General features: G+C 53.8%; 13 protein-coding genes and 1 riboswitch. Of the genes, 11 read left to right on the top strand and 2 right to left on the bottom strand.

Features of this window, described 5'->3' with window-relative positions; all coding sequences use genetic code 11:
* Positions 1-68: 68 nt before the first annotated feature.
* The 8 genes from argJ to FGS84_RS22115 all read left to right on the top strand — a co-directional run bounded on the left by argJ (position 69) and on the right by FGS84_RS22115 (position 9770).
* Positions 69-1292, top strand: a complete 1224-nt coding sequence (argJ, locus tag FGS84_RS22150; protein ID WP_347563872.1) for a bifunctional glutamate N-acetyltransferase/amino-acid acetyltransferase ArgJ — start codon at positions 69-71, stop codon at positions 1290-1292.
* Between the two features lie 181 nt (positions 1293-1473).
* Complete coding sequence (gene argB / locus FGS84_RS22145; RefSeq protein ID WP_138310488.1) at positions 1474-2364, top strand: acetylglutamate kinase; 891 nt, start codon at positions 1474-1476, stop codon at positions 2362-2364.
* A complete protein-coding gene (locus tag FGS84_RS22140; protein WP_138310487.1) occupies positions 2357-3592 on the top strand; it encodes an aspartate aminotransferase family protein in 1236 nt (411 codons plus the stop codon). Before argB ends, FGS84_RS22140 begins: the two co-directional genes overlap by 8 nt.
* 356 nt (positions 3593-3948) lie before the next feature.
* Positions 3949-5370 carry an efflux RND transporter periplasmic adaptor subunit gene (locus tag FGS84_RS22135; protein ID WP_138310486.1) on the top strand — a complete coding sequence of 474 codons (1422 nt, stop codon included), beginning with the start codon at positions 3949-3951 and terminating at the stop codon, positions 5368-5370.
* Positions 5371-5431: 61 nt separating this feature from the next.
* Complete coding sequence (locus FGS84_RS22130; protein WP_347563871.1) at positions 5432-6175, top strand: ABC transporter ATP-binding protein; 744 nt, start codon at positions 5432-5434, stop codon at positions 6173-6175.
* Positions 6165-7376: an ABC transporter permease gene (locus FGS84_RS22125; RefSeq protein WP_138310484.1), complete on the top strand. Its 1212-nt coding sequence runs from the start codon at positions 6165-6167 to the stop codon at positions 7374-7376. The genes FGS84_RS22130 and FGS84_RS22125 overlap by 11 nt, the downstream gene beginning before the upstream one ends.
* Before the next feature lie 90 nt (positions 7377-7466).
* Positions 7467-8666: a TolC family protein gene (locus FGS84_RS22120; protein WP_138310483.1), complete on the top strand. Its 1200-nt coding sequence runs from the start codon at positions 7467-7469 to the stop codon at positions 8664-8666.
* A gap of 3 nt (positions 8667-8669) precedes the next feature.
* Positions 8670-9770, top strand: a complete 1101-nt coding sequence (locus tag FGS84_RS22115; RefSeq protein WP_138310482.1) for a hypothetical protein — start codon at positions 8670-8672, stop codon at positions 9768-9770.
* A gap of 25 nt (positions 9771-9795) precedes the next feature.
* On the opposite strand, the gene FGS84_RS22110 is transcribed toward FGS84_RS22115, so the two are convergent.
* Positions 9796-10494, bottom strand: coding sequence for a response regulator transcription factor (locus FGS84_RS22110; protein WP_138310481.1), 699 nt, complete (start codon positions 10492-10494; stop codon positions 9796-9798).
* Positions 10487-12019, bottom strand: coding sequence for an ATP-binding protein (locus tag FGS84_RS22105; protein WP_138310480.1), 1533 nt, complete (start codon positions 12017-12019; stop codon positions 10487-10489). Before FGS84_RS22105 ends, FGS84_RS22110 begins: the two co-directional genes overlap by 8 nt.
* Positions 12020-12184: 165 nt before the next feature.
* Here FGS84_RS22105 and FGS84_RS22100 point away from each other — a divergent pair, with 165 nt between their 5' ends.
* From FGS84_RS22100 to FGS84_RS22090, 3 genes are all read left to right on the top strand, one after another.
* The gene (locus tag FGS84_RS22100; RefSeq protein ID WP_138310479.1) at positions 12185-13477 is read left to right on the top strand and encodes a potassium transporter TrkG; all 1293 of its coding nucleotides are present in this window, start codon (positions 12185-12187) and stop codon (positions 13475-13477) included.
* A 105-nt stretch (positions 13478-13582) separates the two neighbouring features.
* Positions 13583-14257 carry a TrkA family potassium uptake protein gene (locus tag FGS84_RS22095; RefSeq protein WP_138310478.1) on the top strand — a complete coding sequence of 225 codons (675 nt, stop codon included), beginning with the start codon at positions 13583-13585 and terminating at the stop codon, positions 14255-14257.
* Between the two features lie 324 nt (positions 14258-14581).
* A riboswitch (purine riboswitch) is annotated at positions 14582-14677 on the top strand.
* Positions 14678-14831: 154 nt separating this feature from the next.
* On the top strand, positions 14832-16103 hold the full coding sequence (locus FGS84_RS22090) for an amidohydrolase family protein (RefSeq protein ID WP_138310477.1): 1272 nt from the start codon (positions 14832-14834) through the stop codon (positions 16101-16103).
* The last annotated feature ends 79 nt before the right edge of the window (positions 16104-16182 follow it).

The raw sequence follows: 16182 nt of genomic DNA, 5'->3' as shown, positions 1-16182 counted from the left end.
CCGCCATATGACATAAAGGTATGGAGATAAATGGAGGAACCAGAGAGATGGATGAGTCAAGTATGGGAATCAAAATTATAACCGGCGGCGTCACGGCTGCCAAGGGCTTCCAGGCTGCTTCTGCGGCAGCCGGAATCAAATACAGGGACCGTCAGGACATGGCAATGATTTACAGCCAGGAGCCCTGTAAGTCGGCAGGCACCTTCACCACCAATATTGTGAAGGCAGCTCCTGTTAAATGGGATAAAAACCAGGTTACAAGCGGGGCTCCTGCCCAGGCGGTGGTCATTAACGCGGGAATTGCCAATGCCTGCACCGGAGAGGAGGGCATGGGATACTGCGGGCAGACAGCCGATGCGGCGGCCCTTGCCCTGGGAATTCCCGCTGAAAGCGTCCTGGTGGCATCCACGGGAGTCATTGGCATGCAGCTGCCCATGGACAGGATTACGGCGGGAGTCATGGCCATGGCTCCGCTGCTGGACAAGAGCCTGGAGAGCGGAACCAAGGCATCCAGGGCCATCATGACAACGGATACAAAGAACAAGGAGGTGGCTGTCCGGTTTGAACTGGGGGGAGCCACCGTGACCATGGGCGGCATGTGCAAGGGCTCCGGCATGATTCACCCCAACATGTGCACCATGTTAAGCTTTGTGACAACGGATGCGGCCATCAGCAAGGAATTGCTCCAGGAGGCCCTGAGCCAGGACATCCAGGATACATACAACATGATTTCCGTGGACGGGGATACCTCCACCAATGACACGGTCCTTCTTCTGGCAAACGGGCTGGCAGGCAACAGGGAAATCACAACAAAGGATGAGGATTACCAGACTTTCTGCCGGGCATTAAGGATTGTGAACGAGACATTGGCCAAAAAAATGGCGGGCGACGGCGAGGGCTGCACCGCGCTGTTTGAGGTAAAGGTGGTGGGAGCTGAGACAAAGGAACAGGCTAAGGTCCTGGCTAAGTCTGTAATCTGTTCCAGCCTTACCAAGGCAGCTATCTTTGGCCATGACGCCAACTGGGGCAGGATACTCTGCGCCATGGGCTACTCAGGGGCACAGTTTGACCCGGAAAAAGTGGACCTGTATTTTGAGAGCGCGGCAGGGAAGATGCAGATTATAAAGGACGGCGTGGCCGTGGACTACAGCGAGGAACAGGCCACCCGGATTCTGTCAGAGCCGGAGGTGACCGCTGTGGCCGATATCGGGATGGGGGACGCCCATGCCACTGCATGGGGCTGCGACCTGACCTTTGATTATGTCAGGATTAATGCGGATTACCGTTCATAATATGGGCGCTGAGTGCCAGCGTCATGTATCGCACGTAAGCGCCTAAAAGACAGGCGCTAAGTGCTCATAACGGGCCGCTGCACTAAGCTCGTGGAAGACCTCGCTAAGTGCCAGCGTCATGTATCGCACGTAAGCGCCTAAAGGACAGGCGCTAAGTGCTCATAACGAGAGGAGTATGTGAATGAATTTGGAACCTATGCAGAAGGCGGCGGTGCTCATTGAGGCACTGCCCTATATCCAGCGTTTTAACAGGAAAATCGTGGTGGTGAAATACGGCGGAAGCGCCATGGTGGATGAGGAACTTAAGAAAAAGGTGATTCAGGATGTGGTACTGCTTAAGCTGGTTGGCTTTAAGCCCATTATTGTACACGGAGGCGGGAAGGAAATCAGCCGCTGGGTGGGCAAGGTGGGGATGGAGGCCCAGTTTAAAAACGGTCTCAGGGTCACGGATGAACCTACCATGGAGATTGCCGAGATGGTTCTCAATAAGGTGAATAAGAGCCTGGTGCAGCTGGTCAATGAGCTGGGCATCAAGGCGGTGGGAATCAGCGGCAAGGACGGAATGATGCTTAAATGCCATAAGAAATATGCCGGCGGCGAGGACATCGGGTTTGTGGGCGACGTGGAGGAAGTGAATCCCAAAATCATTTATGATTTGCTGGAAAAGGATTTCCTGCCCATTATCTGCCCCATTGGCTTTGATGAGGATTTCCTCAGCTACAACATCAATGCGGACGACGCGGCCTGCGCCATTGCCACGGCCGTGGAGGCGGAAAAGCTGGCCTTCCTCACGGATGTGGAGGGCGTATATAAGGACTACGAGGATAAGTCCTCCCTTATATCCGAGATGACGGTGGAGGAGGCCCAGAGCTTTGTGGACAGCGGAATGCTGGGCGGCGGAATGCTTCCCAAACTTCAAAACTGCATCAATGCCATAAAGAACGGCGTATCCAGGGTGCATATCCTGGACGGCCGTATCCCACACTGTCTGCTGCTGGAAATCTTTACCGACAAGGGTATTGGAACCGCTATCTATAATTCCCAAGAAGACGAGAGGTATTATCATGGCTGAGAAACAGTTGATTGAACGGGCGGAACAGGCCCTTTATAAGGTATATAACCGGTTCCCTGTGGTGTTTGACCACGGGGAGGGAGTGAAGCTCTACGATACAGAGGGCAGGGAGTACCTGGATTTTGGCGCGGGCATTGCGGTCATGGCGCTGGGATATGGGGATGAGGAGTATACAAAGGCAGTGGAGGACCAGCTGCACAGGCTGACCCATATCTCCAACCTGTTCTACAACCAGCCCTCTATTGATGCAGGTGAAAAGCTGCTTCAGGCATCCCAGATGGATAAGGTGTTCTTTACCAACAGCGGCACCGAGGCCATTGAGGGGGCTCTTAAGATTGCAAAGCGCTATCATTACAACAAACTCCATGAAACCATGGGAGACGGCTGCGACGGGTGCGGGGATGCAGAGCCGGACATGACAGGGGAAATCATTGCCATGAATCATTCCTTCCACGGAAGAAGCCTGGGAGCCCTGTCCGTTACAGGCAATGCCCATTACCAGGAGCCTTTTAAGCCCCTTGTTCCGGGAATCCGCTTTGCTGATTTCAATGATTTGGACAGCGTAAAAAAGCTGATTAACAGCAAGACCTGTGCGGTAATTATGGAAACCATCCAGGGAGAGGGAGGCATCTATCCGGCTACGGAGGAATTCATAAAAGGCGTCAGGGCCCTGTGCGATGAACACGACCTGCTGCTGATACTGGATGAAATCCAGTGCGGCATGGGCCGTTCCGGAGAAATGTTTGCCTGGCAGCATTACGGTGTGAAACCGGATGTGATGACAGTGGCCAAGGCCCTGGGAAACGGCCTGCCCATAGGCGCCTTCCTGGCATGGGGCCGGGCAGCCGGGGCCATGGTGCCGGGGGACCACGGCACCACCTATGGCGGCAATCCACTGGTGACAGCGGGAGCCAGCGCGGTTCTGGATATTTTTGAGAAGCGCCGTATCACGGACCATGTAAAGGAGATTGGCGCCTATCTCTACGAGAAGCTGGAGGAGCTGGCAGAGGAGCTGGATTGCATCAGGGGACACCGGGGAAGGGGATTGATTCAGGGACTGGAGTTCTCGGTACCGGCAGGCCCCATTGTGTCCAAAGCATTGTTGGAGCAGAAGCTGGTATTAATCAGCGCCGGGGCCAACATCATCCGTTTTGTTCCGCCCCTGGTGATTGAAAGGGCGGATGTGGACGAGATGATGAAACGCCTCAGGGCAGCAATTGCAGGGTAAGAATGAGATTGCAGGGGAAGAATAGATTGCATGGCAGGAAACAGATTGCATTGTGAGGAATAGACTGGGGCGGAGGAATACGTCCCACCCGTCAAAGGCGGCAGGAAATACCTGGGATACAGGGTCCGGCCGCCTTTTTTCCATGGCCGGATTCCATCCTTAAGTAAATCTTTCGTTTTCATTTATGAAATGTTATGAAAATACTGGATGAAATATTTATGGGAAACCTCTATAATAGCCTTATTAAATGAACAACAGTGGTATTGGTGTTTATTTTTGTTGTATAAGTATGCCATGTGTGATATAACTGTATTAATATAAATAATACAGTTTGAGCAGGCATTAAGGAGGGAGTCATGGGAACAGAGAAAAAAGCTGGTGATTCTGAGGAAGTCCAGGTTTTGGAGGGCGTGCCGGAGGCAGAGGAGATTGACCGCCGTGTGGAGGAGCTGATGGCTCCGGAGCCGGAAGGAAACGGTAAGAAAAAGAAGAAAAAGCATAAGGCCGGAAACGGGGCATCGGAGGGAGGCTTTCATCCTGTCCGGCGCTTTAAGGGGTTCAGCCGGAAGCGGAAGATAATCACGGTCCTGATACTGGCGGCAGTGGTTTTATTCGGTTTCTCCCGTATGTCCGGGGGAAAGAAGGAGATGGGAATTCCGGTTGCCGTAATGTCCCTTTCAAAGCAGGATATTCAGGAAAAGCTTACGGTCAGCGGTCCTGTATCAGGCACAGACAGCGTGGACGTGGTGTCCAATATCCATGCGGAAATCACGGCCATGAATGTAAAGGAAGGGGATACCGTTACAAAGGGACAGGTACTGGCTGTTGTGGACAGCACGGACCTGGAACGGGAGGTGCAGATTGCCCAGAACGCCTACGACCTTGCGGTGGCTAATAAGCAGGAAAAGGATAAAGAGGCAGCCCTGGGATACGAAAAGGCAGTCCAGGATTTCCAGAAGGCCAGCCTGGACCACAGCAGGAACAGCCAGCTTTTTGCCACAGGAGACATCTCCCAGATGGAGCTGGAAGCCAGCGCCAATGCACTGAATGACGCCAGAAGGCAGATGGAGGGCTACACGGTGGAAAACGGGCGTGGTGTTGCTGACGCGTCCTACGGTATCCAGATACAGAACGCAGCCTTTGACCTGGAGAAGAAAAAAGAAGAACTGGATAATACCCAGATAAAGAGCACCATTGACGGCACCGTGGTCCGTGTCAATTCCAAGGTGGGTCAGTTTGCGGATAAGGTGGAGGATGATAAGCCCATTCTCAGCATCGAGAACCTGGAGCAGCTGGAACTGGAAATCAAGGTAAGCGAGTTTTCCATCGGCAAGGTAAAGGTAGGTCAGATGGCGACCATCACAGCAGATATCCTGGACGGAGAGACAGCGGAAGGCCAGGTTATAAAGATATCGCCCACAGGCGAGGAAAAGGGCGGCGGCTCCACGGAGCGGGTTATCCCCACCACCATACGGGTGGACGGCGGAAGCTCGAAGCTCATCGCAGGAATCACGGCAAAGGCGGAACTTTTAATCAGGGAGGCAAAGGATGTGTTCACGGTTCCTTCATCGGCACTTTTTGACGACGGGGAAGTGACATACATAGCCATTGTGCAGGATATGAAGGTCAGACGTATACCTGTGACCACGGGCGTGGACGGCGACGTGGTGGTGGAGGTTATCCCCACGGACGATACGGTGCTGGAAGAAGGGATGCAGGTTATCACCAATCCGGGCCCGCATCTGGTGGACGGCGCAGCCGTGCTGATTACCCAGTAGCAGGAGGCGCTGTATGAATAAGTGGATAAAGTTTTTGCACAGGGACAGGCAGACGCAGGAAATGGTCTGTGACGGACCTCTGATTAAGCTGGAGAACCTGGTGAAGATATATGATACCGGCGCCATCAAGGTACTGGGACTTAAAAAGATAAACCTTACCATTGAGCGGGGGGAGTTTGTGGCCATTATGGGACACTCCGGGTCCGGAAAGTCCACCCTGATGAATATACTTGGGTGTCTGGACCGTCCTACCCTGGGACACTATTACCTGGACGGCATTGATGTGGCGGACATGACGCCGGATCAGCTCTCCGATATCAGGAACCGGAAAATAGGGTTTGTATTCCAGTCCTTTAATCTGATATCCAGGACATCGGCCCTAAAGAATGTGGAGCTTCCCATGACCTATGCCAGGGTGCCCAAAGCCAAACGGGCGGCCAGGGCCCAGATGCTTTTGGAACGGGTGGGACTGGGGGCAAGGAAGGAACACATGCCCAACGAGCTGTCCGGAGGCCAGAGGCAGAGGGTCGCCATAGCCAGGGCCCTGGCCAATGAACCGCCTCTGATTCTGGCAGACGAGCCCACAGGAAACCTGGACACCGCATCCTCGGTGGAAATCATGGAGCTGTTTTCCAGGCTTCACCAGGAAGGGGCCACCGTGGTGCTGGTCACCCATGAGGAGGATATAGCTGCCTTTGCCCACCGTATCATACGGTTCAGCGACGGACAGATACAGAGCGACAGGCTGAATGCAGCCCGCGGCGCCTCAGAGAAGGGGAAGGGAGGGGAGCAGGATGCTGATTGAAAATATGAAAATGGCATTTTCAGCCATCCGTTCCAATAAGATGCGTTCCGCCCTGACCATGCTGGGAATCATTATCGGCATTGGTTCCGTCATAGCCATTGTATCCATTGGAGATACCATGCGGGGGCTTTTCTCGGATTTGTATAAGGACGTGGGTATTACCCAGGCCTATGTTTCCGTTGGTTACTGGCTGGATGATACGCGGCAGAGCGATTATTTTACCCTGGATGAGATGGAACGGGCCAGGGAGGCCTTTAAGGACCAGATTGCCTATATAGACAGCAACGCCTATACCAGCAGCGATGCGGAGTACAAGCGGACAAAGATTAAATTTGATTATCAGGGAATTGACTACAATTACCAGGACGTCCAGCCGGTGAACGTGGTGTACGGCCGTTACCTCAACCAGGGGGATATCCTGGGCAGAAGAAAGAATGTGGTCATGGACACCAAGAGCGCCCAGATGCTGTTCGGCACTGAGAATGCAGTGGGACGGTCCTTCCGCACCACTTTATATGGCTCCACCGATGACTTTACGGTGGTGGGCGTGTACCGCAAGGAACAAAACGCCCTTCAGGCCCTGATGATGGGCGGCAGCAGTGACAAGGGGTCGGCCTTCATACCCTATACCCTTCTGACCTGGCCCAATGACTATTTTTACCAGCTCCATGTGTATGCAAAGGACGATGTGAACCTGGACCAGTTCTTCAGCCAGTTTAAGGCGTATGCGGCCAAGATGCACGGCAGGGAGCCGGAGGATATGTACATGTACACGGCCATGCAGGAAATGACCTCGGTGGACAGCATGATGGGCAACCTGTCCATGGCAGTGGGCGGCATTGCAGCCATCTCACTGCTGGTAGGCGGCATCGGCATCATGAACATCATGCTGGTGTCCGTGACGGAGCGCACCAGGGAAATCGGTATCCGGAAAGCCCTGGGCGCAAGGACCGGGGATGTGCTGGTCCAGTTTTTGACGGAATCGGCCATCCTGTCAGCCTGCGGCGGCATCATCGGAGTCATACTGGGAGTGGGAACCGTATCCCTGGGCGGTCTGCTGCTGGGATTTGCAGTTGTCATAAAACCAGGGGTTATTGTGGTCGCGGTGTCATTCTCAGCCGTGGTCGGCATTTTCTTTGGGCTGTACCCTGCCTCCAAGGCGGCAAAGGCAGACCCTATAGATGCGCTGCGCTATGAATAGGCGGGAATTTCATCAGCGGAAACCTGGAGCCGAAGCAGGGGAAATCCAAATCCCGCCAGGGAAACCAAGAATCAGACAGGAGGAAAGCAAGTGAGACGGATAAACGGTACATGGAAAAAGGCAGGAGCCGTGGGCCTGGCCCTGATGCTGGCCCCGGTTCCGGGCATACTTGGGCCGGCAACGGCATGGGCCAGCCCGGAGTTTGCCTATTCTGCGGAAAAATGGGCTGCGCTGAGGGACGATGTGCTGGAATACGGGGAACTGGCTGACCTGATACATGAGTACAATGCCACGGTCATTAATAACCGCCTGGAATACGATGAATACAGGGGTAAGGACCATGATGAAATGAAGAATGCCTATCAGGACATTGCCGACAGGCTTTATGATTCCAGCGACAAGATGATGGATAGTGTCAATGAAGACCAGCCGGCATATGCGGGAACAGCGGTGGGAGCCATAAATGCCCGCCTTCAGGCGGAACAGAACCAGGAGCTGGCAGACTCCCAGAACGAGGACGGACGGGTGAAAAAGCTGGAATATGACAGGCAGGAGGCCGTCCTTGTAAAAGATGCCCAGACAAAGATGATATCCTACTGGCAGAAGGCCAAGGCGCGCCCTGCCCTGGAGGAGGATGTGAACCAGACCAGGTCAAAGTATGAAGCCATGGCAGTGAAGGCAGGACAGGGCATGGCCACAGAGGCTGAGCTGCTGGCGGCCCGGGAAAAGATGGAGGCGGCCCAGGCAGCCCTTAAGACCAATGACAGGGAACGGGACGGACTGCGCAGGGAGCTGTGCGTCATGACCGGATGGGACCACGACGCCCAGCCGGATATCAGGGAAGTGCCTGTGCCGGATGCAGATGAAATGGACCGGATAGACCTGGAGCTGGATAAGGAAAGGGCCCTGGAACAGAACTACACCCAGACTGCCAATGAGCGCCGTCTTACGTTTACAGGGAACGGAACCCAGTGGGATGTGATGAATCAGAAGGTGGAGACAGGACGCAGGCAGATTGAGGCGGATGTGGAGGCCAGGTATAAGCTGTTGGAGCAGGCCAGGGCTGACTATGAACAGGCTGCAGGCGAGCTGGAGCTGGCCCGCACCGGCGCTCTTACAGCGGAGCGCAAATACAGTCTGGGTATGATTTCCAAAAATGAATACACACAGCAGCAGGGAACCATGGCCGCCAGCCAGTCCGCATGCGACACAGCAGGGCTTAAGTACAGGCAGGCCCTGGAGGATTACAGGTGGGCGGTCAACGGCCTTGCACAGACAGAGGGGGCATAGGGTATGATGAAAAAATGTGTTCTGCTCTGCATCTGCATTCTCCTTGCAGGCATGTATCCCCTTGAGGTTCGTGCAGAGGAAATGCCGGACGTCATCCGCTATGAGGAACTGGAGACACTGGTAAAAGCCTACAGTCCCCAGATACAGATGGAACAGGCCCGGTATGACAGCCGGCTGGCGCGGTATGAGAACGCCAGGCAGGATATCATGGAAACCAGACGGCTTCTGAGAGAAGAAGCTGAGGATTTGGAGAAGGAGGGGGACATGGACGGCGCCAGCCAGTACCGGGCCCAGGCCAAGACACTGGAGGATGCTGCCAAGGATATGGATAAGCAGATTCGTTCGGCCCAGGGCAGTTCGGCATCCATGTCCCTGCGCAGGATGGAGGACACCGTGCTCTGGACGGCCCAGAACCTGATGGGCACCTACAATACCCTTAAGGCGGACCAGGAGGCTGCCTTGGCGCAGGCTGAGTGGAAACAGAGCCAGTATGAGAAGCTGCAGCGCCAGGTACAGGCAGGAAGCGCTTCTGGGGCCCAGGCGGACCAGGCGGGTAAGGAGGCTGATGCAGCGGCTGCCAAGGCAAAGGCTGTACGGGATGAGATGGAACGGGTGAAGAAGGAATTGTTTATCCTGACCGGGTATCCGGAAGGCTCCCAGGCAGAAATTGGCCCCATGCCCGCGCCGCAGCCGGACCGGGTCCTGGAAATGGGCGGCAGCACCGACAAATGGCGCGCACTGGGAAACAATTATTCCCTGAGGGAACAGAGGAGCGGGGGAGCCAGCTCCAACAAGGAACTCCACGCCCGTCAGAGGGATATCCATCAGAGTGAGGAGGCAATGTACGGCCAGATGGATACCCTGTACCAGGAAGTCCTGGCCAGCCAGACACTCTGGACCAGCGCTTCTACATCTATGGCGTCCCAGGAAGCCGCATTTCAGGCGGCATCCAACAAGCTGGCCCTGGGAATGCTGTCACGCCAGGAATATCTGGAGGCAAAAGCGGCCTACATGGATGCCGCGGCTGCCAGGGAACGGGCAGACGTGGGCTTCCAGCAGGCCATGGACACATATGACTGGGCTTTAAAAGGCTTTATGACATAAATGATATTGCGGTTCTAAGAATCCCTTACTGCTTCAGCATCCGGTACCCCACTCCCACGTGGGTCTGGATGTACTGGGGCTGTGAGGGATTTTTTTCTATCTTCTTGCGCAGGGAGGCCATAAAGACGCGGAGGGAGGCAACGTCCCCTTCCCAGGCAGCGCCCCATATTTCCCTGGTTATGTAGGAATGGGTCAGGACCTTTCCCGCATTGTGGGCAAGGAGGCAGAGGAGCTTGTACTCATAGGGGGTCAGGTGCAGCTCCTCCCCGTCCAGGCAGGCGCATCCGGCCGCATAGTCAATGGTCAGCCCGCCGTTGGTAAACAGGGATGTCTGCACCTCCTCCAGGGACTGCATGTAGCTTAACCGTCTCTGGGTGGAACGGAGTCTGGCCAGAAGTTCATCCACGGAAAACGGCTTGGTCAGATAGTCGTCGGCTCCGGCATCCAGGGCAGCTATCTTGTCGCTGTCCTCGCTTCTGGCGCTGATGACAATGATGGGGGTATTGGTCCAGGAACGGATTTTGAGAATCACATCCACTCCGTCCATATCCGGAAGCCCCAAATCCAGCAGAATGATGTCCGGTCTCTGGGAGGCAGCGGTCAGTATGCCCTGTTCCCCCTTATCCGCCCATGTATAATGGTAATCGTGCACCTCCAGGGTAGTGGCGATGAGGTTTTTCACTGCTTTGTCATCCTCTATAATCAGGATGGATGGCTTATTCATGTAAGGATACCTCCTTGGCTGGTAAGATAAGCCGGAAAATGCTTCCGGCGGGTTTGTTGTCCAATACTTCTATGGTGCCCTTGTGGGCGCTCAGTATAGCCCTGCAAAGGGGCAGTCCCAGCCCCATGCCGCGCTTTCCGTCCGCGGATTTGTGGCCGGTGGTGTAGAACATCTCAAAAATCTTTTCCTTTGACTCATCGGGGATTCCGGGCCCGTTGTCACTGACATCAATGACAGCAGAGCCGCCCTCCTGGCGGCTGTTCACCGTGATGACGGAACCCTCCGGCGTGTACTTGACGGCATTGTCCACCAGGTTGGTTATGACCTGTATGATTAGCCTGGCGTCCATGTCGGCCAGAATATAGTCCCCTTCCTGCTTTACCTTGATGGTGTGGTGTTCGTGGCGCCGGTTGATATGGCGCATTGCTTCGTCTATGACTTCCTCCAGCAACTCGGTTTCCATGTGCAGGTGGACGCCCTGCCCCTCCATGCGGGTGATGGACAAAAGGTTTTCCACCAGATTGATAAGCCACATGGAATCATCGTATATGTCCCTGTATATCCGGTTCCGGTGTTCGGCTGCAAGGCTTTCGCCGTCGCTCATCAGGACCCCGGCATTGCCGGAAATGCTGGTGAGAGGGGTGCGCAGGTCGTGGGAAATGGAGCGCAGCAGATTGCTTCTGAGCTGTTCAGCCCGGGCCATGGCTGCCTCCTCCTCCCGCTTCCTGGAAATATATTCTTTTTCCAGCGCCATGGAGCACTGGCCTGTGATGGCCACGGCCATGCTGTTTTCAAAGTCGCCGGGAGGCGTATCACCCGCCAGGATGCCTATGACGCCGTAAACAGCACCGGAGCTTTGGAGAGGCAGAAAATGGTAGGCTGCAGAGGGGAACAGACCGGTGGAAGCCCCTGTTTCCTTCCCTTCCTGAAAGCATCTCCGGGCAGCGGTCAGTTCCTCTAAGGTGTCCGGGGACGGACCGCGCCCTGTTACCGGGGATGAGTACTCACGGAAACACAGAGGGGACTTAAGTCCGGCGCCATCCTGTTCAAAGCAGGTGATATCCCTCTTAAGCAGCTTGTTCAGCTGCCGGGCGGTGCAGGACAGGATATCTGCCGGGGTGGCTGCTTTCTGGAGCAGCTGGCTGGTGTCCAGAATTACACTGGAGCGGTAGGCATCCTGTTGGGAAAGCCTGGCCTTTTCCTTAATCTGCACCGTGTAGGAGCTGGTGAATACGGCTGCCAGGAACGTAATCAGCAGGGTCAGCTGGGTGCCGGCGTCCTCTGCCTTCAGGACGAACATGGGCTCTGTAAATATGTAATTGAACAGCAGTACGCTGGCCAGGGATGCGCTGATGCTGTACCAGCGGCTGGCTGTGACTGCCGCCACCACCAGGACTCCCAGAATATATACGGTAATGATATTGGCCTGGGACAGGCCCAGGGATTCCAGCAGGAATCCGATGGCAGTGGCTGCGGCCAGAACTGCTGCGGTCTTTAGGATGTCAAGAATGCGGGAACGGGTCATGGATTGAAAAACCTCCTTCATTGTCTACCTGGACAGTATACCATATCTTTGAAATAAATGACTGTATCTTTATAGAATCTTTACATAATCTTTATACCGGAGCTGGTTCCGTTATACCTGCTTTATGCCCTTAGTGGTAAGCTGAAGGCACTAGGAGGTGATTACATGAAGTATCTGGAAAGGCAGTCTCCGGCCAGAATCATTGCCATTGGTTTCCTGGCTGTTATCCTTACAGGTTCTTTTTTACTGATGCTGCCGGTGTGCGTAAAGCCGGGAGTAAAGCTTCATTATGTGGATGCCCTGTTTACATCCACCAGCGCTGTGTGCGTCACTGGCCTGATTGCCGTGGATACAGCCGATACCTACACGGCTCTGGGCCAGACCGTGGTAGCCCTGCTGATTCAGATTGGCGGGCTGGGGGTGACCTCTGTGGGCGTGGGTGTGATTCTGGCCCTTGGCAGGAGGGTGAATTTAAAGGAACGGCTTCTGGTAAAGGAAGCACTTAACCTGGATTCGGGCAGGGGAATCGTCTGCCTGGTGAGAAACGTACTGATGACCACTCTTTGTTTTGAGGGGGTGGGGGCAGTCCTCAGCTTCCTGGTATTTTCCAGGGATTATCCGCCTTTTAAGGCCCTGGGAATCAGTCTGTTCCACTCTGTGGCTGCATTTAACAATTCAGGCTTTGACATCCTGGGAGGGCTGAAGAATCTGACGGGATATCAGGACAATGTGCTGCTGAATCTGACCACAGCCGGACTGATTATATTCGGAGGCCTGGGATTTCTGGTAATCATGGACCTGGTGAAGAACCGGTCCTTTAAGAAGCTGTGTCTCCACTCCAAGGCAGTGATTGTGACCACCCTGATTCTTCTGGTATCCGGGACAATCCTGATTTGGCTGACAGAGGACATCACATGGCTGGGCGCATTCTTTACCAGTGTATCTGCCAGGACAGCCGGCTTTTCCACCTTTCCCCTGGGAGAATTTACCTCAGCCGGTCTGCTGACCGTGGCCCTGCTCATGTTCATCGGAGCTTCGCCGGGTTCCACGGGCGGCGGTATCAAGACCAGCACACTGTTTACCCTGTTTCACACTATAAAAGGCGCGGCCTGCAATGAGGAGCCGCATGCCTTCCATTACCGGATTCCCCAGGAGGCATTTTACAAGGCCGCCATTGTGACGGCCCTGTCGGCCCTGGTGGTGTGTCTTGGAACCTTTTTCATGTGTATCCTGGAACCGGCCATTCCCTTTGAGGATATCCTGTTTGAAATCACGTCCGCCTTCGGCACCGTGGGCCTGTCCACCGGCATAACGCCGGGACTCAGCTCCCTCAGCAAGCTTCTGGAGGTACTGGTGATGTATATCGGCAGACTGGGACCATTAACCATCGTAACAATCTGGGTATTCAAGCCCACGAAATCAGTTTCCTATGCAGAGGGAAGCATTTCCATCGGATAAAAGCGGAGCTTTGACAGGTATGGGATGGCATACCTGACAAAGCATTTTAAACATTTATGAAATTAAATAATAAGCACATTTTGAATGGATAGAGGAGGTTTTAGTATGGCACGAAAACAGACAGAGGCAATGTCCTATGGAATCATAGGTCTGGGACGGTTTGGAAGCGCCCTGGCGTCAACCCTGGCAGAGGCGGATAAGGAGCTTATGGTGCTGGACCGCAGCGAGGAAAAGATACGGCAGGCCAGGACTTATACGGAACACGCGTATGTGGTAAAGGATTTGCAGAAGGAGACGCTTCGGGAGACAGGAATACAAAACTGCGATGTGGTGGTGGTCTGCATTGGCGATAAGGTGGATGTGAGTATCCTCACCACTCTCAATGTAATCAATCTGGGCGTGCCTCAGGTGGTGGCCAAGGCCAACAGTCCGGAACAGGGAGAAATTCTGGAGAAAATCGGAGCCCAGGTGGTATATCCGGAAAAGGATATGGCGGTCCGTCTGGCAAGGAGGCTTATCTCTAAGCGCATATTCAATCTCTTTGAGCTGGACCAGAATGTGGATATATCCGAAATAAAGACCACCAGAAAGCTCACAGGCCAGTCTGTGCGGGACGCCCAGCTGAGGAACCGGTATGGCATTAACATCATCGCCATTACCAGAGGCGGATGGCTGACCACCGATGTCAGCCCGGACTATGTGTTCCAGGATGATGACACCGTGATTGTGATTGGGGAACGGGAGAAGATTAAGGGTCTGGCAGATGATTTGGTCCGGTAGAGGGAAATGGTGCGGTATTGTTTGCGTGAAAAAATGCCTTGGAATAGCTGCGGCTTTCAGCGGTTTCCAGGGCATTTTTTCAGCGCTGCTTCTCAGGGGCTGAATTTCCCGGAACAGAATATCCTATATTAGAATCCTGCATCAGACTGCACCGTTATATTTTTGAAAGAATATTGGTTTCGCACAAAGAAAAGGGAGGGATTTCATATATCTGCCAAAATATTTAGACAAAATGTAGAAAATGCACAAAAAGCACAAGATATATTGACATTAAGTTGTCTAATGTGATAGACTCAAGATGTCAGAAGATGACACAATTGAATAGACGTATAAGTATTCAAAACTTATATATGCTCAAGATAGGTTGAGCGTTTCTACCAACTACCGTAATAGTTGACTATAAGTTTTCACATCAGGTACTGCCCGGGGCGCCGGAGACAGGCTGATGTGGAGCCTTAGGAACAGCGGTGGTTTTTTTGTGTGCAAAAATGCATATGAAAGCCCGGGCCCGCCGCTGTACGGGTGAATACAAGGATGCGCCGGTTACCGGCGTATCACGGAAAAGGAGGAGCATATGGCAGAGAATTTTGTATTAAAAGGCAATATCTGCTACAGCCAGGATTCCCGCACACTGATATGTGTGGAGCAGGGATATCTGGTATGTACGGATGGCAAATCAGCCGGCGTGTACAAAGAGCTTCCGCAGATGTATGCAGGATTTCCTCTGACGGATTATGGAGACAGGCTGATTGTGCCGGGTCTTACGGACCTTCATCTCCATGCCCCGCAGTATTCATTCAGGGGACTAGGTATGGACCTTGAACTGTTGGAATGGCTGAACACGCGGACATTTCCTGAAGAGGCCAAGTACAGCGATATGGAGTACGCCAGGAAGGCATATACCATATTTGCGGAAAACATGAAACACAGTGCAACCACAAGGGCTTGTATATTTGCAACCATGCACAGGGAGGCCACGGAGCTTCTCATGGATTTGATGGAGGACACCGGACTTAAGACCATGGTAGGCAAGGTCAACATGGACCGGAACAGCCCGGATATCCTGGTGGAGGAGACAGAGGAATCCCTGAGGGAAACCAGGCAGTGGCTGGAGGACATAAAGGGAAGGTACAGGAACACGGTTCCCATCCTTACGCCAAGGTTCATTCCCACCTGCTCCGACACATTGATGGAAGAGCTCAGGAAGATTCAGATTGAGTATGAACTTCCGGTCCAGTCCCATCTGTCGGAAAACAAGGGAGAGATTGACTGGGTGAAGGAACTGTGCCCGTGGTCTGAGTTTTACGGCGACGCATATGACCATTTCGGCATGTTCGGCAATGGCGTGAAGACCATTATGGCTCACTGCGTATGGCCGCCGGAACAGGAAATCCGGAGGATGAGGGACAACGGCGTATACGTGGCCCATTGTCCGCAGTCCAACACCAACCTGTCCTCGGGCATTGCGCCTGTCAGGGCATATCTGGAGCAGGGAATCCCCACAGGACTGGGAACCGATGTGGCCGGAGGTGCGGGAGAGTCCGTATTCAGGGCCATGGCCGACGCCATCCAGGTGTCAAAGCTGCGCTGGAGGCTGGTGGATGAAACACTGAAGCCCCTTACGGCGGAGGAGGCATTTTACCTGGGAACAAAAGGCGGAGGCGGGTTCTTCGGAAAGGCCGGAAGTTTTGAGGAAGGCTATGAGATGGATGTACTGGTGCTGAACGACGAAAGCCTTAAGCATCCTCAGCCTCTGAGCCTGAAGGAACGGCTGGAGCGGTTTATCTATCTGTCGGATGAGCGCCACATTGACGCCAAGTATGTGGCCGGAAACAAAATATTTTAATGGAACATATAACGGTACATGTTTTAAATGAAAACTGAATAAGTACAAAAGGAACGGAAAGGGGTACCGTTCTTTTAAA

This window comes from Clostridium sp. 1001271st1 H5 (assembly GCF_005845215.1).
Taxonomy (GTDB): domain Bacteria; phylum Bacillota; class Clostridia; order Lachnospirales; family Lachnospiraceae; genus Enterocloster.
Note: the sequence above shows the minus strand (reverse complement) of the source record. Positions and strands in the feature narration are given on the sequence as shown.